Here is a 17,572-nt window from a genome sequence, read left to right as displayed (position 1 = left end):
TCATGTCTGAGGCGACGGCATCGATGGCCACCGCGCTGAGCGGGTACGAACTGCTCGCCGACCCCCAGCTCAACAAGGGCACGGCCTTCTCCGAGGAAGAGCGCGACGCTTTCCATCTGCACGGATTGCTGCCGCCGCATGTCTCGACCCTGGACGAGCAGATCTCCCGCGCCCTGCAGTCGCTGCGCCAGTTCGAGACCGATCTCGAACGCTATGCCTTCCTGCGGGAGTTGCAGGACATCAACGAGACCCTGTTCTACGCGACGCTGGTGGAGAACCTGGAAGAGCTGCTGCCCATCGTCTACACGCCGACGGTCGGCGCCGGCTGCCAGCAGTTCAGCCGCCTCTACCACAAGCCGCGGGGCCTCTTCCTCAGCATTCCGCACCAGTCGAGGCTCGACCAGATCTTCGCGCAGCCGCGCTTCGACGCGGTGGAGGCGATCGTCGTGACCGACGGGGAGCGCATCCTGGGGCTGGGAGACCAGGGGGCGGGCGGCATGGGCATCCCCATCGGCAAGCTCGCGCTCTATTCCGGCTGCGGCGGCCTGCATCCCGCCACCACCCTGCCGATCCTGCTCGATGTCGGGACCGACAATGCCGACTGCCTCGCCGACCCGCTCTATGTGGGCTGGCGCCACGAGCGGGTGCGCGGCCAGGCCTATGACGACTTCATCGAGGCCTTCGTCTGCGCCGTCATCCGGCGCTGGCCCAAGGTCCTCCTGCAATGGGAAGACTTCGCGAAGGACAATGCGACGCGCCTCCTGGAGCGCTATCGCGACCGGCTCTGCACCTTCAACGATGATGTCCAGGGCACGGCGGCGGTGGCGACCGGGACCCTGCTGGCGGCCATCAATGTCACCGGCGTGCCATTGACCGAGCAGCGGGTGGCGGTGTTCGGCGCCGGTTCGGCCGGCTGCGGGATCGCCGGCCTGATCCGTTCCGCCATGTGCGATGCCGGCCTGTCGGAAAGCGAGGCGACACAACGCTTTTTCATGATCGATCGTGACGGGCTGCTGATGGAAAGCATGCCCGGCCTTGCGCCATTCCAGACCCCCTTCGTGCAGAGCAGGCGGGCGATCGAAGGCTGGACGCTCGAACATCCCGACAAGATTGCGCTCCTCGACGTGGTGCGCAATGCCCGGCCGACCGTGCTGATCGGTGTCTCCGGCCAGGCCGGCGCCTTCGGCGAGCCGGTGGTGCGCGCCATGGCCGAGTGCAACCAGCGGCCGGTCATCTTTCCGCTGTCGAATCCGACCTCACGCGCGGAAGCGACACCGGCGGATATCGAGGTCTGGACCGACGGGCGGGCTTTGGTGGGCGTCGGCAGCCCGTTTCCCCCGCTCCTGCGCGACGGCACCCGCTTCAAGGTGGACCAGACCAACAATTCCTACATCTTTCCCGGAGTTGGCCTCGGCGTTCTTGCGGTCGGTGCCAGCCGCGTGACGGATGGCATGTTCATGGCGGCGGCGAAGGCGCTGGCAGATGCGTCGCCGGCGCGCGACAACCCGAAGCACAATCTTCTGCCCCCGGTGAGCGCCCTGCGCGAGGTCGCGGCAAAGGTCGCCCTCGCGGTTGCGATGCGGGCGCACCGGGACGGCGATGCGCCCGACGTCGCGGTCGATCAGATCCAGCAGCGCCTGCGCGCCAAGATCTGGACACCGCGTTACGTACCGCTCACCGCGAAGGGGACATAATCGCCCGCAGCCGCGCCGCGCTCCTCGGCGCAGCGCTTCTATTGTCCGCAGACCGAATCGAGCCTCCTGACGAAGCCGTCCGAGATGGCGCGGATCGTTGTCGGAGTGGCGAACTCTTCCACATAGACGATGTTGGCGATCAGCGTACCGTCGTAGACCGACACGGAGACATTCGGGAATTTCTTCATCCAGCCCAACGCATACTCGAATCCGGTCACTTTCAGCCGCTCGACCGGCCAGTGAAACTGCACCGTCTGGATGTCGGAAACATTGATGGCGACCGGCGCCTGCTGAGGGCTGCCGAATGCGCGCGGATAATTGATGTAGTCGTGAAAGATGCTGCCGTTGGCCAGCCCCTCATGAATATCATCGAAGATGAAGCGGGCGATCTCGATCATGGGCCGGTCGAGGTCGGGAACGGGCGTGATGTGCCCGGTGATGGCCGTGAAGACCAGTTCGGGGGAAACGTGGGGCTCGAGCCGCCGGCGCATGTCCACCGATGATCGCATGAGAATCTGACGCGGGCGTCCGTCCGCCACCTCACCTATGGCGAGAGCGAACGCGGCCAAAAGGAGCGCGTGCACGGAAGAGCCGGTTGCGTGGCTCGCCTCCTTGATCCGATGCATCGCGTCCGCCCCGATCACGACCCGCTCGAGCCGATGGGTCACGGGGCCGCCATCATGGGTCGCGCGCATGGGAATCTCGGCGAACACTCCGGTATAGGAAGAAGGCGGCGCATCCGTTCCAAGCGCAGCCAGACTGCAACTCACTGCATCGTCGACCGGGGTTGGGAACGGCTGCACGCCGAGGGCCGGGGCCTCGCCGCGCACGACGCAGTCGCACATGTGGGCGAGACAGGAATGCAGCTCGATCAGCGAGGTCGCATCCGTGATCGCATGGGACGTGAGCAGGAAGACATCGAGCCCGTCATCTGCGGCGATGACGTGGATGGCGCAGAGCGTCTTCGACGTGTCGAGGTCGGCATTCAGCAGCTGGGCGTACAGCGCCTCGGCGGAGCAGCTATCGGCGGGCAACCAGCTCTCGACCGCCGAGCGGTCATCGGACCGCTCCACGAAATGCCCGTCCTCGACCGCCGCGCGCAGGATTCCGTATCGGGCTTCGAGATGCGCGACGGCCGCCTCGAACTGCGCACTGCCGATCGTTCCGGAGATGCTGCTGCGGCTGACGACGATCATGCGCGTGGCGATATAGATCAATTCCGTGGGCGAGGCTTCGCGATACACGCTCCGACCCGCCGGTCCCTGTCCGGCCGGCGTCGCTTCACTGAGATCATTGTGCATGTGCGGTTCCTGTAAGCAGGTCAGATCGGAACATGCTGGACGAAGGAGGGGGGCCGCTCCGGCGATCGGCGCTCGCCGGCCATCCGTCCCCGCGCTACCCGGCGAGCCGCGCGATCTCCCCGATGACGCGCACGCGGACGCGGCGCGCATTGCCGGGGAGATAGGCGATCGGAATATCCTCCACGTCGAGCGTCTGCACGCTGCCCGCCTCGGCGCCGGCCTCGATCGCCCGCCGCGTCGCCTCCCGGCGCGCGTCCTCGAGCGCCGCGTCGCGCTCGACACCGGAGAAGATGCGGTCCACCTCGCCGCTCACCTGCGCGATGGCGGCGCCCACGGCATTGGCCACGGCATGGTGCTCGATGCGCACCACCTCCGAGACCCCCTCCATGCGATCGGGCACCAGAAAGCTGCCGCCGCCCACAGCGATGAGGGGGATGGGCGCCGCATCGGTCTTCATGCGGTCCACCACATCGGCGACCATGCGTTCCATGTGAAGAAGGCTGTCGGCCACCAGGGGACGGGGCAGCGTGCCCACCCGCCCCGGCTCTCCCAGCGCGATCCGTCCCGCCGCGACGGCGATGTCCGTGGCCGTCAGCGTGTCGCCGCCGAAGCACAGCGCCTTCTCCGGCAGCCGGAAGCCGACGCTGCCCGGACCGATCCGGCGCCCGTCATCGGCGATCTCGGTGCCGCCGCCGAGGCCGATGGAGATCAGGTCCGGCATGCGAAACAGCGTGCGCACCCCGCCGATCTCGACCATCGCATTGGCCTGGCGCGGAAACCCGCCCTTGAGACAGCCCACATCGGTGGTCGTGCCGCCCACATCCACCACCAGTGCATCGGTCAGGCCCGAAAGGAAGGCCGCGCCGCGCATGCTGTTGGTGGGGCCTGAGGCGAAGCAATAGACGGGATGGCGCTCGGCCACCGCCCCCTGCACGATGGTGCCGTCATTCTGCGTGAGATAAAGCGGCGCCGCGATGCCGCTCTCGCGCAGCGCCCGCACGAAGGCGGCGGTGGTGCGCTGCGCGAGGCCCTGAAGGCCGGCATTCAGCAGCGCCGCATTCTCCCGCTCGAGCAGGCCGATCCGGCCGATTTCGTGGGACAGCGTGATGCGTGCCGCGGGCATCACTTCCCGCACGATTTCCGCGGCCTCGCGCTCGCATTCATCGGTGAGCGGCGAGAACACGCTGGTGATGGCGACCGAGCTGATGCCGCTCCCCGCGATGCGCTCCGCCTCGCGCCGCACGGCCGCGCGATCCAGCGGCACCAGGACCCGTCCGTCATACTCGTGCCCGCCGCCCACCATGTGGGTGCTTCCCCGCATGGCCGCCGCAAGGTCCTTCGGCCAGCCGATGAAGGGCGGCAGACCGGCATTGGCGGGCAAGCCGATGCGCAGCGCCGCGACGCGGTCCAGATGGCGACGCTCCACCACGGCATTGGTGAAATGCGTGGTGCCGATCATCACCGCTTCGATCCGTCCCAGGGCCGGATGGCCGGCAGCCGCGGCGACCAGATCCACCAGCGCCTGACGCACGCCATCCGCGACATCGACGGTGGTCGGCCGCTTCAGCGCCGCGAGCACCTTGCCGCCTTCGAGCAGGACGGCATCGGTATTGGTGCCGCCGACGTCGATTCCGATGCGGCTCATGCCGGCTCCTCCCCGAAGACGCTGCGAAAATCGACGTCGTGGCCGAAGGCGCGTGGGCCGACATGCCGCAGCCCCTCGGCGCTGCGATGGATCGGTTGCGACGGCAGGGCGATGACCGTGACCCTCTGGCCGTAGCGCAGGCTCTCCGTGCCGATGGCCTCACCCGAGATGGTGTCGAGCACGCAGATCAGGTCGGGCGTCGTGACGATCACCGTGCCGTCGCGCCGGCCGATGGTGAACTCGTTCTGGAAGGCGATGTCGAAGGACACGCCGGCATCGTCGCCGAGGCCCGCGAGGCTGAGGGAGCCGCGCAGGAAGCCCTCGGTCGTGCGCCGTTGCACATCCATCACCTTGCCGGTGAACAGCCGCTTGCCGCCGGCGGCGGCCACGGTCGCCTCGACCGGATCCTCATGCGCCGTCTTCGCGCGGCGCACCTCGCGCCCCAGGGCGATGGCGTGCGACAGGCTGCGCAGGACCGCGTGACGCTTCACCTCCGCGCCGGTGCGCGGGGCCTGGCAGGTGGTCGCGACCGATCCGTATTCCGTGCAGACCTTGCGCCGCACGCGCTCCATCTCATGCCAGCCGGACGCGGTGGGGATGATGACGTCATTGTCGCGGATGTCGGAAACGACGTGCGGGACCATATCCAGTCCGGCGATCGAGAAGGTCTGCATCTGGGCCTCGGGGTAGGCCCGGCCCATGGCGTCCGCATCCACCACCGGCAGGCCCGATGCCGCGGCGACGAGCAGCGGCTGGAACGCGTTGCAGCCGCCGATCTCCACCGTCATCACGGCGCGGAACGGCCGGCCCAGGAAAGCCTCCATGACCCGCACCGGCTTCAAGGCGAAGTCGGCATCGGTCATTCGCTCCTGGAACACCAGCGGCGCACCCATGGTCGAGACCACGGCCACGACATCGTCGTCGGCCAGTTCGTCCGGGTCGAGCAGGGCGATCCGGCCGCCGTCTTCATAGAATTGCCGGGCGACGAGGTGGGAAGCGTAGGGCGATCCGCCGCCTCCGGTCCCGAGAATCCAGGCGCCACTGGCCAGCAGGTCAAGCTCTTCCGCATCCAGGAAGCGAGGCATTGCAGGTCTCTCAGCTGTGAAGCGGACGGTCGTTTCGCCCGCCGCGGCCATTCGGGAGCGGCTTCACGCGACGAGCGGTCACCGCTCCGCCCCGATCCGCTGGAGATAGGGCACGAGTTCCTGCCAGTCCGCAGCCTCCACCTGGGCTGCGAGGTAGCCATCCGGCCGGACCAGCGAGATGAAAGCTCCGCCGTCGGACGGACGCAACGCCGCCGCCACGAGCCGGGGAAAACGCGAGGCGAGTTCGGCCGCGCCGCCTCCGCCGCACGCGGTGAACAGCGGCGTGTCGCCCGCGCCGAACGGCGTTTCGCCCGCCACCGGCGGCACCCGCGCGCCGGCCTTCGCTTCGCCCTGCGATGGGCCGTTCAGCGGGCTGTCCGGATAGCCGATGGAGACTTCCGCCATCAGCCCCGTGATGGCCCGCTGCACCGGCGACAGCCCCATCAGGATATGGGCGACGAAGTCGCGCACATGCTGCAGCGTGTGGTCGGCCAGCGTGCCGATCCGGGTCATGCGCCCCGAGGCCGCAATCACCAGCGCGCCGACCGGGCGGCGTTCCAGATCATAGCTCTCCAGCAGCGCCGGCGTGGTGCCGAGGCCGCGGATCACGAGGGCCAGCTTCCACGCCAGATTGATGGCGTCCTGCATGCCGGTGTTCATGCCCTGCCCGCCCGCCGGGCTGTGGATGTGAGCTGCATCGCCGGCGAGGAAGACCCGCCCGGACCGATAGTTGTCCACCTGCCGCTCATTGATGCGGAAGGCACTGACCCACTGCGTCCCGGTGAGCGTGATGCCCCCGGGGCCGCGGGCGTCCACCATCTTCTGGAACGCCACCTGGTCCAGCGCGACGGGCGGCGTTGCGGTCGAGGGGCCGAGGCTGGTGATGATGCGCGCGCGGTCGGGCGCCATGGGGAAGAACAGCAGCGGCCCGTCCTCATGCCAGAAGATGGCCATCTGCGAGGAGGGAAAGGGATATCCGCTCAGGTGAAAGTCACCCTGCGTCCAGTCGAGGCCGAAGGTGTCGCCCTTGAAGTCGAGGCCGAGGTGATGGCGCACGACGCTGTGCGCGCCGTCGCAGGCGACCAGATAGGCATATGGCTCGGTGCGCTCCGTGCCGTCGGGCTCCCGCAGGCGGGCGGAAAGGCCATCGTCGCCCTGCTCGAAACCGAGAAGTTCGACGCCGAGGTCTGGCGTGACGCCGTGAGCTGTGAGGTGACGCCGCAACACGGCTTCGGTGTCGTACTGCGGCACCATCAGCGCAAACGGATAAGGGGAGGGAATCTGGTCGAGCGACAGCGAGGCCACCGGACGGCCACCCGACAGGATGTTGGCAACGGTGACCTTGTTGCCCACGGCAATGATGTCAGCCGCCGCCCCGGAGCGGTCGAGCAGCTCCAGCGTTCGCGGCCACACCGCGACTGCCCGGGACGTGTGGGTCGCCTCGGGGGTCTTGTCGATGATGCGCACCGGGACGCCGTAGCGGGCCAGTTCCAGGGCCATTGTCAGGCCTACCGGCCCCGCGCCGGCGATGAGCACCTGATCCTTCATCCTGTCCTCCCCCTGATGTTGCGCTTCGGCCCGCGCCGCGGCACGAACCTCTCGATCTTGCGTCGATGGCGGCTGTGCAGATGCGCATTATTCCGTGGGCTGGTCGTTCCTGTTGACGGGCGGCCCCAGGAACTCCACGTGCCACTTCAGCCCGAAGGCGTTGAGAGCCGCCTGGTCGGGGATGCCGTCGTGCATCACGCCGGCCAGCTCGGTGAAGAAGGCAACCGCATCAAGGGCCGGGGCCATGAGGATGTACTGGCGCGCCGGCTTGTCGGTGACATTGCAGAAGCCGTGCTCGACCCCGCCGGGAATGCTCACCACGTCACCGGCCTCGGCATAGAAGCGCTGGCCGTCCGCCTCATAGAGATACCGGCCCTCGATGACGCGGAAGATCTCCGCTTCGCGGTGGCGATGCCGGGGGGGACCCGCGCCGGGGGCATTGATGGTCTCGATGAAGCAGAACTCGCCCGAACTCGCCGCCGGCGGCATGCGCACGAACAGGTCGAGCCCGATGGCAGGGATCTTGATGGGCGCTTCGGTTCCTTTCGAATGCAGGAACGAGATGGGCATGGGAGCCTCCGTGAGACCGCAGGTGATGGGATGATATTGATTTGATGCTAGTTTTCTTCCTCGAACAGCCAGATCTCGGCGGTGGGCTGAGGCAGACCGCCGGCGCCTTCGCGCAGGCCCAGGAACGCGGGGATGCGCCGCTGCTGCTCCGGCGTGAGGGAGGCGACGAGGGGCTTCAGCGCGGCCGTCACGGTCTTCAGGTCTCGCGCCCTCACCGCCTCGGCATCGGCGATGCGGTCCAGGATGTCGACGAAATCAGTGGGCGGCGCTGCCTTGGCCCGCTCGGCCCGGCGCTCGGCGGACTGCTTCGCCACCGCGCGGATGGCGGCCTCCACCGGCGGCCAGAGCTTTTGCTGTTCGGGACTGAGGGTCATCACCGTCTTCAGCGCGAGAAGGCGCGCCTCGAGCACGGCCTGGGCATCCGCCGCGCTGTAGAGCTCCACGGCGGGCGGCTCCGGCGGCGCGCCGGCGGGCGGTGCCGTCTGGGCCTGCGCTGCGGGCATGGCGATGAGAAGGGCGCCCGTCAGGGCGGCCGCAAGGGTGCGTTTCATGGTCAGGATCTTCCGTGTCGCTGGATTTGAGAGGAGACGGGCGTTGCCGTCACTGCCATCCGCCGCCGGGCAGCCGGCCGTGATAGGGGGTGTCGCGGCAATGGCCCCACGGCCCGTGCCAGTAGCCCGGAGGGCAGCCGTTGCCGTAATAGCCGTAGGTCGGCGGCAGATCGTACACCCATCCGCCGCCCGGCACGCGGCCGCTATAGGGGGTGTCACGACAATGGCCCCACGGCCCGCGCCACCAGCCCGGGCCGCAGCCCTGGGCGACGGGGGTCACGACGGCGGTATCTGGCAGAGGGGTTGGCGTAAGAGGCATCGCCGAAGCCGGCAGCACCGCCAGCGCACCGAGCCACAGGCCGGAAATCAGTCCGAAGGTGTTTCGCATGGGATTACTCGCAATGAGACGTCCCGGGCCTCGAAGATCGCAGCCCGCACCAAGGGCCCCTTTGCGGACCCGGGTGCCAAGACATTATCTCCGCTGCGTTTGGGGGGCATCAACAGAACTGGTGATGCGCCAAGTTGTCTTTCGGCGCGCCCCTTCGGCAGGTGCCCGACGTGAGCGCTCAGGGTGCGGGGGACGTTTTTTTGAAGTCCTCCATGACCCCGGGGTCCTGCCCCGGGTGACGGGGGCGGGCGCTGATGTGCGAGAAGCCGATCTGCTTCAGGATCTTGCCGATGGTTCGCTCGTGGTATGCGACACCGAAGCGGTCCGCGACGAGCTTCCTCAGGTCGAGGCGCCGCCACCGGACGACGCCGTGGACCCTGCGATCCGGGCCGGTCTCGACGATCTCGGCGAGTTCGGCCAACTGCGCCTTCGACAGCCGGGGCGGGTGGCCCTTGGAGCGGATGTCGCGCAGCCCGTCGGGGCCGAGCGCGTTGAAGCGGTGAACCCAATCGCGCAGGGTCTGACGATCCATGCCGCCGATCCGAGCCGCCCCGGCGCGATCCATCCCATCAAGGACCGCTGCCAGCGACAGCAGCCGCCGGCTCTGGTTGGCGTGTTTCGAAGCAGCGGCCAACCGCCGCAAATCCGAAGCCGAGTAGTCCGTCCGAAGCTTCACCGCTGAGGCCATGACCCGAATCCTCCCCGCACCATGGAATCAGCGATCGCTCTCAACCGAGAGCCCCTGAGAGTCACCCTCAATGGCCGTTGGTATTAGGGCGTACGGCATCCGAAGCCACAAAAGATGTGGCGACGACTATCCTGATACCTGAATGAGCCTAGCTGCGAGCGGCGTGTCGGCCAGCCCATGCGGCGGGTTGGCCGACCTGGTTCTCAGGTGGGTCGCTTGGCGATCTCCTCGCCGGCGATGCGGATCGCCTGCTGCACGACCGGGTAGCCGAAATAGGGGATGAGGTTGAGGAGCGCCTCGTTGATCTCCTCGCGACTGGCACCAGCGGTGAGGGCCGCGTTCACATGGACGCGAAGCGGCGTCTCCATCGTCTTGCTGCCGACGGCCGCCAGCGCGGCACATGCGGTCAGCTCGCGCGTCTTCGATGAGATCTGGTTGCGGGCGAAGACGTCGCCATAGGCATTTTCGACGATCATCGTGCCGATGTCCGGAGCAATGTCGGAAAAGCTGCGTACGACCGCCTCGCCTGCAGCGGCGGATGTCCTGGATAGCACTTCCGACCCGCGCTTACGGCGAGCCTCACGGGTTTCCGATTGCGCCATCGCCGCCGGCGCTGGGCCAGCAGCGACTTCGCCATTCCAACCCTTAAACGTGGAGTTCGCCACCGTGAAGGCATTCAGAGCTGCGGGGTAACCCGCATAGATGCTCAGCTGCGTGATGGCCTCGATCAGTTGCTCTTTCGTGAGGCCGTGGCGTAGCGCGGCTTCGATATGAAACCTCAGCGCATCGGCGCGATTTCCCGAGGAGGTCAGCATCGACACAATCGCGAGGTCTCGCGTCTGGTGGCTGAGCCCCTCTCTCGACAGCAGGTCACCATAAGCGACCTCTACCACCCACTGGGCGAGTTCCGGAGACACCTTCTGAAGTGGCCCGGTAACCGCGTCCGGCCCCTTCTGTGACCAGGCGATGAGGGTTGCTATGCCGCGTTCGTACCGGCGCGTCCCGTCGTCGGTGACGGGGGCGATCACCTCAAAGGCGATGTTGCGCTCCTTGAAAATCTCGCGAATGAGGCTGACGCCGTTGATTGCGGCAGTATAACCGCAAATGGCGATGGCCACGAACATCAGTTCGGCAAGTTCCCGCGGCTTTCCGCCGACGTTCAGGAAACCATTCATATGATACTTGAGCTGGGGCTGAGCGCTGCCGTTGGCGATCAGTGCCGAAATCGTGCAGATCTGGCGGCTTGTCAGGTCAAGGCCGGGGCGGCACAGAACGTCGCCGTAAGGATATTCGACGGTGAAGCGTGCGAGATCCGGGGCCACTTCCGCGAGGCGTTTCACAGGAATGTCGTAGCCCTCCCCGCCGATGCGCTTGAGCATCTGCATCCCGCGTTCATAGCGCGCGTCCGCCGTTTCATTCGTGGTGGAGGCACGGGCAGTTCCCCCAGCCATGATACCGACGCTTCCGATCGCGCAGACGGCATTGGCGAGAAGGGCTCGGCGCGAAGGGATGGACGCTATTGCCGCAATAGGCTCCCGCAGCTGAGGAGGTTGAGCAACAAACTCTACGGTTCGGCACGTCTTGCGCATGGGGCTCCTCCAGTTGTCCGAGTTGGGAGCCGTCGAGCCAGATCCATATAAGGATCTATGATATAATGGATAATCATAGATGTCGTGGCGATGCTCGCTGACCGTTGGCGTCATCTCAGCGGGCAATCTGGCGAGGAGGCTACGATTATTTATAGTCTGACTATCGGTCTATATCGTGCCGCCAGTCATCTGTCTAGACTCGCCGTCCAGAGGACGCTGCAAGAGTAAAATCGACAAACTTAGCTCAGCGGAATCAAAATAAGTATATGAAATTACGATATAATTTGCAAATTCGGCAACATGAATCGTGCAGGTTTGGCTCTGGGGCGCGACATCGCTATGGTGCAAAAATCTGCCGATAGACCGACTATCGGTTGCTTTGAATGTGGGCATACGCATCATGGGTGAGGTCCAGAACGAAGTTTTCGCCTTGGAGCGGGTCGAGGCTCAGCCGACTTACCAGCTGGTTGCGTCGTCCATTGAGAAGCGCATCCTCGACGGCGTCTTCAAAACCGGCCAGCAGCTGCCATCGGAATTGCAGTTGGCAAAGCAGCTTGGCGTCAACCGATCGACGGTGCGCGAGGCCATCCGTGTCCTCGAGCAGAGTGGGCTTGTCTTCCGCAAGAGCGCTCGCCGCCTCGTCATCAGTGTCCCACAGGAGAAGGATCTGGCGCAGCAGATGACCCGCGCCATGATCCTCCACGAGATCACTTTCCTCGAACTGTGGGAAATAATGCTACCGCTTGAGGTCCGCGCCGCAGAACTTGCCGCCGAGCGCGCTAGCGCTGAAGAAATAGTTCAGCTCGAGATGAATCTTGCAGCGACCAGCCGCTGCATCGAACATGAAGCCGAGCTCGTAGCGCTGGATATCGAGTTCCACTACATCATCGCCAAGGCGTCACGAAACCGCGCGCTTTTGCTGGCGCGCGAGCCGATTGGGCAATTCTTCTACCCGGCTTTCTATCGCGTGATGTCTCGCCTCAATGCGAAGGATCGCATGCTCGCCGCCCACACCGAGATATTCGAGGGCATCCGTAGGCGCGATCCGAGGCATGCGACCTTGTGGATGGAAAAGCACATCATGGACTTCCGCCGCGGCTACGAGCTGGCCAATTTCGACATCAACCGGCCCGTCGACAGCGATTCCGCGCATCGGTCGAACTGACCACGCGCGTAAAATCTGCTTCCAAGCACGGCCCTGACATCGGGCTATGCCCGGCATATGGGCTTCGGCTTCAATCTGCATATTGCCCTCCGCGAGCAGATGTCACCGAGCTTGCATCCTCAATCCGGCATCGAGCCGGAATACAGAGCCGTTCGCCATAGGATTGGCAACGATGCTGAGGACCATCCGTGCGAACTCCTCGGGTCGGCCGGGGCGTTTAGGAAATGGAATGACCTCAAAGACGCGATCCTGCACTTCCTGGGTCATCGCCTCCACCATGGGAGTGCCGAACAAGCCAGGAGCAATGGCAGCGACGCGGATGCCGTGCCGCGCCAGTTCGCGTGCCGCCGGAAGCGTCAGCGACGCGACCCCTCCTTTAGAGGCGGCATAGGCTGTCTGGCCAATCTGCCCTTCATAGGCGGCAATAGAGGCTGTGTTGACGATGACGCCGCGCTGGCCCTCGGCATCCGGCGTGTTGCCTGTCATGGCGGCCGCAGCGAGGCGCAGCCAGTTGTAGGTACCGATCAGGTTGATGCGCACGATGCGCTCAAATTCCGCGAGAGAGCCGGGCTCGCCTCGATCAACGATGCGCGCGCCCGGTGCGATCCCGGCGCAATTGACCAAAATTCGCGGAATTCCGCGATCCGCAAGGACGCGGGCGAATGCCGCTTCCGAAGCCGATGCATCGGCGACATCGCAAGAGATGGAAAGCGCTCCGGTCTCCTTCGAAAGGTTCGCCATGCCTTCTTCCCGAAGGTCGATCAAGGCAAGCTGCGCGCCCTTTTCTGCCAGCAGACGGGCGGTGGCGTTGCCGAGGCCGGAAGCGGCGCCAGTGACGATGGCGAGCGTGCCGGTGAGATCCATGTGGGACATGTCCTGTTTGGGGGGACGCGCGCCATCATTCGCGCAGCCGGGGCTGCGCGTGCGGCGGTGGCGCGAGGTGGGGCCGGCCGCCGGCCCCGTTGTTCAGGCGAGCGTGTCGATGAAGCGCACGAAGCCTTCCAGAGGCTCGCGCTCAGTTTCGAAGCGGTTCTCCGGGGCGGCGGCGTCCGCGTATCCGAGCGCCATGCCGCACACCACCATCTTCGTGTCCGGAATGGCAAGGCGCTTTGCGATCACCGCCCCATAGGCGTTGAAGGCCGCCTGCGGGCAGGTGTCGAGGCCGAAGCCGCGGGCGGCGATCATGATGTTCTGGAGGAACATGCCGTAGTCGAGCCAGGAGCCGCGCTCCATGTCCCGGTCGATGGTGAAGACGAGCCCCACCGGTGCATCGAAGAACAGGAAGTTGCGCGCGAGTTGCTGGCGCATCCGCTCGGTGTCGCCCTTGGCAATGCCGAGCGTGCCGTAAAGGTCCCAGCCCACCTTCCGTCGACGGGAGAGATACGGCTCGCGCCACTGGCGCGGGTAATAGGCAAATTCCTCGGTGCCGGGATCGCCGGCGATGGAGAGCGCATGGAGTTCGCGCGTCAGCGCCGCGAGCGGTTCGCCCCGCAGCACCAGCACCTGCCATGGCTGTATATTGGTGCCGGAGGGCGCGCGGGCCGCAAGCTCCAGTATAGCCGCGACGGTCTCGTCGCAGACGGGCGTCGGCAGGAAGGCGCGGATGGAGCGGCGCGAGCGGATGGCGTCTTCGGCCGAGAGGGTGCCGGACGTGACAGCGGCGGTGGAGGAAGCGGGCACATTCATTTTTCGGGCATATCCACGGGAGTGGCCATGTCGAGATTGGCAAGCTCGTAGCCGCGCTTGAAGTCCAGGATGTGCTTCTCCATCCAGTCCCGCGCGCGCTTCTCGTCGTGATCGCGGACCGCCGCGAATATCGCCTCGTGGGCCACCAGCAGGCGCTCGCCGGCATTGAGGCGCGACATTACCTTCAGGAAGGGCGGATAGAACAGCTCGGAGATGGGCAACCGCGCCATCTGGATGGCGCGGTTGCGGGTGCCACGGGCGACCAAATCGTGGAACTCGATGTCGAGGGCGGTGAGGCTGGTGGAATCCTTCAGCGCCTTGCGCGTTTCCTCGAGATTGCGCTCCAGCGCCTCGAGATCGGCCGCATCGCTGCGCTGGGCAGCGGAGGCGGCCGCAGCGGGCTCGATGGCGTACATAGCCTCCCACAATTCCTCGAACGTCACCTGGTGAAGCACCATCGCCGCCGTGAGCCGGCGGGAAATGTCGCCGGACTGGGGGATGGAGGCATAGAGCTTCTTCCGGCCCACCTCCCGCCTGACGAAACCATTCTGCTCCAGCACGCGGATGGCTTCGCGGATGGTGGAACGGTTCACGCCCAGCTTCTCGGCGAGCCCGGCCTCGGAGGGCAGCAGATCCCCCGGCGCGATTTCGCCGGCCAGGATCTTGTCCTCGATGGTGCGGGCGACGAGACGGAAGGCCGGCTCCACCTGCACCGGATCAAGCGCGAGCGACATCGGGGACCATCCTCTCGGCGGCGCGGGCCTTCTCCAGGTCGCGCAGCACCTTGCGTTGCACCTTCCCGGTCATGGTCTTCGGCAGCTCGCCGAGAAACGCGATCGCACGGGGATATTTGTAGGGAGCGGTGACACGCTTCACGTGATCCTGCAAGGCGGCCGCCAGCGCCTCGTCGCCGGTGAAGCCGGGGCGGAGCACGACAAAGGCCTTCACGATCTCGCCGCGCTCGGGATGGGGCGACGCCACTGCCGCGCATTCCTGCACCGCCGGATGATCGAGCAGGGCGTTCTCCACCTCGGAGGGGCCGATGCGGTAGCCGGCGGAGTTGATGACGTCATCATTGCGGCCGCGGTGATAGAAATAGCCGTCCGCATCCACCATGCCGAGGTCGCCGGTGACGAACCAGCGTCCCTCCGGCCCCTCCACATGGGCGCTGGCGGTGCGCTCGGGTTCGTCCAGATAGCCGAGCATCATCTGCGGGTTGGGGGTGAGAAGGGCGATGTCGCCCTCCACGCCGGGCGGCAGGCGGTTGCCCGCGCCGTCGATGACGGCGAGATCGAGGCCCGGCAGCGGCTTGCCCATGGAGCCCTCGCGCGGGGCGACGCAGGGATAGTTGAGCAGCGTCATCAGCGTCTCGGTCTGGCCGTAGGCTTCAAGGATGGGGACGCCCGTCGCCGTCTGCCAGCGCGCCGCGACCGCGGGGTTGAGCGTCTCGCCGGAGGAGACGGTGTGGCGCAGGCGCGAGAGGTCGTGCTCGGCGACGCCGGCATCCACCACGCGGAACAGCTCGGTGCCCGGCGCGCAATAGACGGTGATGCCGTAGCGCTCCAGCAGCCGCAGGCGCTCCTTGGGGTCGAACGGGCCATCGTAGAAGAAGCTGGCCGCTCCGCAGCTCCACGGGCCGAAGAGGATGGAGGTGCCAGCCTTGCTCCAGCCGGTGTCGGCCGTGCACCAGATGGTGTCGCCGGGACGAAGGTCCAGCCAGCAGACGGCCGAGCCGCGCCACGCATAGAGCCCGCGGGAGGCGTGGAGCACCCCCTTCGGCTGGCCGGTGGAGCCGGAGGTGTAATAGAGCACGGCGGGATCGTCGGCCTTGACGGTCACCGGCGCGAAGGCCTCGTCGCCGGCGGCCAGCGCCTCCTCCAGCGGCTCGAAGCCGGGGGCGCCGCCAAGGGGGCCTGTCAGCGCGAGGCGGACTGGCACCTCACCAATCACGTTCGCGAACTTCGGTGCGTGATCGGCCCGGGCCACCACGGCCCGCACGCCGGCATGGCGCACGCGATATTCGATGTCCTTGGGGGTGAGCATCTCGATGGATGGGATGGGCACCGCCCCGAGCTTCAGGCAGCCCACCATGGCCACCTGCCATTCCGGAATACGCGGCAGCATGACCAGCACCCGGTCACCCTTGCGGATGCCGCGTGCCGCCAGCGCCGAAGCGAAGCGGCTGGTCAGGCGCGCCATGTCCGAAAAGGAGAAGCGCCGCTCCTCGCCCGCCGCATTGGCCCAGATGAGGGCCGGTCCGTCCGCGGTGCGGGCGAAATGATCCACCACGTCGGCGCCGAAATTGAACGTTTCCGGCACCTGCCATCGGAAGGCGCGGACCGTTTCGGCATAGTCGGTCATGTTGGGCGCCATCCTGGTCGGCGCCATCTGGCTGAGGGCCATGGTTTCCTCCCGGAGCATTGTGCTCTCTTGGTGCTCTCTTGCGCGTATTGCCTCAGATGGCCCGGCTGGCCTTGAGCGCGGCGATCTCCTCGGGCGCATAGCCGAGGCCCGCCAGGACCTCGCCATTGTGCTCGCCGAGCAGGGGCGGCGGCGAACGCAGCGCGCAGGGCGTGCCGGAATATTTCACCGGAAAGCCGAGCTGGGGAATGGTGCCCTCCACCGGATGCTCCATGGACATCAGCATCTGCCGGTGGCGGGCGTGAGGATCGGCGAACGCCTCCTCCATGGAGAAGACAGGGCCGAAGGGAATGTCGGCGGCTTCAAGCTCGGCCACCCATTCGTCGCGCGTCTTGCGGGCGAACAGGTCGGCGAGGGTGGCCTTCTGCGCCAGTTCCCGCTCACCCTCCGGCCACTGCTCGTCCTTCAGCGCGGGCAGGCCCACGGCGTCGCAGAAGCGGTGCCAGAAATGCGTCTCGATGAGGCCGAGGGCCACGTGCTTCCCATCGGCGCAGGCATAGACGTTGTAGCAGGGCGCCTGGCCGATGAAGGGCCGCTCGCCGCCCTTCGGCTCGATGCCGGCGAAGAGATGATCGGCGGCGTGCAGGGACAGCCACGACATGGCACCGTCGTGCATGGACACGTCCACGAACTGCCCGCGCCCGGTGGTCGCCCGCGCCAGCAGGGCGGCGAGGATTCCGGTGGAGGCCATCAGCGAGCCGCCGCCCACGTCGGCGATGGAGAGCCCCGGCACGATGGGGCCTTCGCCCGCCTTGCCGAACAATTGCAGGGCGCCGGCCTCGGCGAGGTAATTGAGGTCGTGCCCCGGCTTGAGCCGGCTCGGCCCATCCTGGCCATAGCCGGAGATGGCGCAATAGACGAGGCGCGGATTGATCTCGGCCAGCGTGTCGTAGCCGAGGCCGAGGCGGTCCATGACGCCGGGGCGGAAGCCCTCCAGCAGCACGTCCGCATCCTTCACCAGCTTGAGGAGGATGGCGCGGCCCTCTTCCGATTTGAGGTTCAGCGTCAGGCTCTTCTTGTTGCGGTTGAGCAGCAGGAAGGAGCCGGATTCCGCCCGGTTCAGCGGCGGGAAGGTGCGGTTGTAGTCGCCGCCCTCGGGCTGCTCGATCTTGAGCACGTCGGCACCGAGATCGGCCAGCATCAGCGAGCAGAAGGCGCCCGGCAGCAGGCGGGTGAGGTCCAGCACCTTCAGGCCGGCGAGGGCGAGAGGTGTGGATGTGGGCGTGAGGGCGTTCATCTGT

At 66.6% G+C, this 17,572-nt stretch carries 15 protein-coding genes and 1 pseudogene; 2 read left to right on the top strand and 14 right to left on the bottom strand.

The window, feature by feature from the left end; translation table 11 throughout:
- Positions 1-2: 2 nt before the first annotated feature.
- Positions 3-1,694, top strand: coding sequence for an NAD-dependent malic enzyme (locus tag K9U40_RS06390; protein ID WP_282889371.1), 1,692 nt, complete (start codon positions 3-5; stop codon positions 1,692-1,694).
- A gap of 38 nt (positions 1,695-1,732) precedes the next feature.
- Here the strand turns inward: K9U40_RS06390 and K9U40_RS06385 are convergent, their stop codons facing one another.
- The 9 genes and pseudogenes from K9U40_RS06385 to K9U40_RS06345 all read right to left on the bottom strand — a co-directional run bounded on the left by K9U40_RS06385 (position 1,733) and on the right by K9U40_RS06345 (position 11,059).
- Positions 1,733-2,995, bottom strand: a complete 1,263-nt coding sequence (locus K9U40_RS06385; protein WP_282889370.1) for a phthiocerol/phthiodiolone dimycocerosyl transferase family protein — start codon at positions 2,993-2,995, stop codon at positions 1,733-1,735.
- 94 nt (positions 2,996-3,089) lie between these two features.
- On the bottom strand, positions 3,090-4,640 hold the full coding sequence (locus K9U40_RS06380; protein WP_282889369.1) for a hydantoinase/oxoprolinase family protein: 1,551 nt from the start codon (positions 4,638-4,640) through the stop codon (positions 3,090-3,092).
- Positions 4,637-5,725: a DUF917 domain-containing protein gene (locus K9U40_RS06375; protein ID WP_282889389.1), complete on the bottom strand. Its 1,089-nt coding sequence runs from the start codon at positions 5,723-5,725 to the stop codon at positions 4,637-4,639. Before K9U40_RS06375 ends, K9U40_RS06380 begins: the two co-directional genes overlap by 4 nt.
- Positions 5,726-5,803: 78 nt before the next feature.
- Positions 5,804-7,273: an FAD-dependent monooxygenase gene (locus K9U40_RS06370; protein WP_282889368.1), complete on the bottom strand. Its 1,470-nt coding sequence runs from the start codon at positions 7,271-7,273 to the stop codon at positions 5,804-5,806.
- 87 nt (positions 7,274-7,360) lie between these two features.
- On the bottom strand, positions 7,361-7,843 hold the full coding sequence (locus K9U40_RS06365) for a cupin domain-containing protein (protein WP_282889367.1): 483 nt from the start codon (positions 7,841-7,843) through the stop codon (positions 7,361-7,363).
- Between the two features lie 47 nt (positions 7,844-7,890).
- A complete protein-coding gene (locus K9U40_RS06360) occupies positions 7,891-8,394 on the bottom strand; it encodes a Spy/CpxP family protein refolding chaperone (protein WP_282889366.1) in 504 nt (167 codons plus the stop codon).
- A gap of 49 nt (positions 8,395-8,443) precedes the next feature.
- Positions 8,444-8,782, bottom strand: coding sequence for a GCG_CRPN prefix-to-repeats domain-containing protein (locus tag K9U40_RS06355; protein WP_282889365.1), 339 nt, complete (start codon positions 8,780-8,782; stop codon positions 8,444-8,446).
- 146 nt (positions 8,783-8,928) lie between these two features.
- Positions 8,929-9,470 (bottom strand): annotated as a pseudogene (locus K9U40_RS06350) (helix-turn-helix domain-containing protein); the annotation flags it as partial.
- 203 nt (positions 9,471-9,673) lie between these two features.
- Positions 9,674-11,059 carry a carboxymuconolactone decarboxylase family protein gene (locus tag K9U40_RS06345; RefSeq protein WP_282889364.1) on the bottom strand — a complete coding sequence of 462 codons (1,386 nt, stop codon included), beginning with the start codon at positions 11,057-11,059 and terminating at the stop codon, positions 9,674-9,676.
- 400 nt (positions 11,060-11,459) lie between these two features.
- Between K9U40_RS06345 and K9U40_RS06340 the strand changes: the two genes are divergently transcribed.
- Entirely contained in the window at positions 11,460-12,224 is a 765-nt protein-coding gene (locus K9U40_RS06340) for a FadR/GntR family transcriptional regulator (RefSeq protein WP_282889363.1), read from the top strand.
- A gap of 102 nt (positions 12,225-12,326) precedes the next feature.
- Here K9U40_RS06340 and K9U40_RS06335 read toward each other — a convergent pair whose 3' ends face one another.
- From K9U40_RS06335 to K9U40_RS06315, 5 genes are all read right to left on the bottom strand, one after another.
- The gene (locus K9U40_RS06335) at positions 12,327-13,088 is read right to left on the bottom strand and encodes an SDR family NAD(P)-dependent oxidoreductase (protein ID WP_282889362.1); all 762 of its coding nucleotides are present in this window, start codon (positions 13,086-13,088) and stop codon (positions 12,327-12,329) included.
- Between the two features lie 102 nt (positions 13,089-13,190).
- Positions 13,191-13,910 (bottom strand): nitroreductase, encoded by a 720-nt coding sequence (locus K9U40_RS06330; protein ID WP_282889361.1) that lies wholly within the window; start codon positions 13,908-13,910, stop codon positions 13,191-13,193.
- Complete coding sequence (locus K9U40_RS06325; RefSeq protein WP_282889360.1) at positions 13,907-14,644, bottom strand: FadR/GntR family transcriptional regulator; 738 nt, start codon at positions 14,642-14,644, stop codon at positions 13,907-13,909. Before K9U40_RS06325 ends, K9U40_RS06330 begins: the two co-directional genes overlap by 4 nt.
- Entirely contained in the window at positions 14,628-16,313 is a 1,686-nt protein-coding gene (locus K9U40_RS06320) for an acyl-CoA synthetase (RefSeq protein WP_282889359.1), read from the bottom strand. The genes K9U40_RS06325 and K9U40_RS06320 overlap by 17 nt, the downstream gene beginning before the upstream one ends.
- 52 nt (positions 16,314-16,365) lie before the next feature.
- On the bottom strand, positions 16,366-17,568 hold the full coding sequence (locus K9U40_RS06315) for a CaiB/BaiF CoA transferase family protein (protein WP_282889358.1): 1,203 nt from the start codon (positions 17,566-17,568) through the stop codon (positions 16,366-16,368).
- Positions 17,569-17,572: the final 4 nt, after the last annotated feature.

The sequence above is a fragment of the Xanthobacter autotrophicus genome, assembly GCF_030015065.1.
Lineage (GTDB): Bacteria > Pseudomonadota > Alphaproteobacteria > Rhizobiales > Xanthobacteraceae > Xanthobacter > Xanthobacter autotrophicus_D.
The sequence above is the reverse complement of the archived record's forward strand: the minus strand, read 5'-3'. Positions and strand labels throughout refer to the sequence as shown.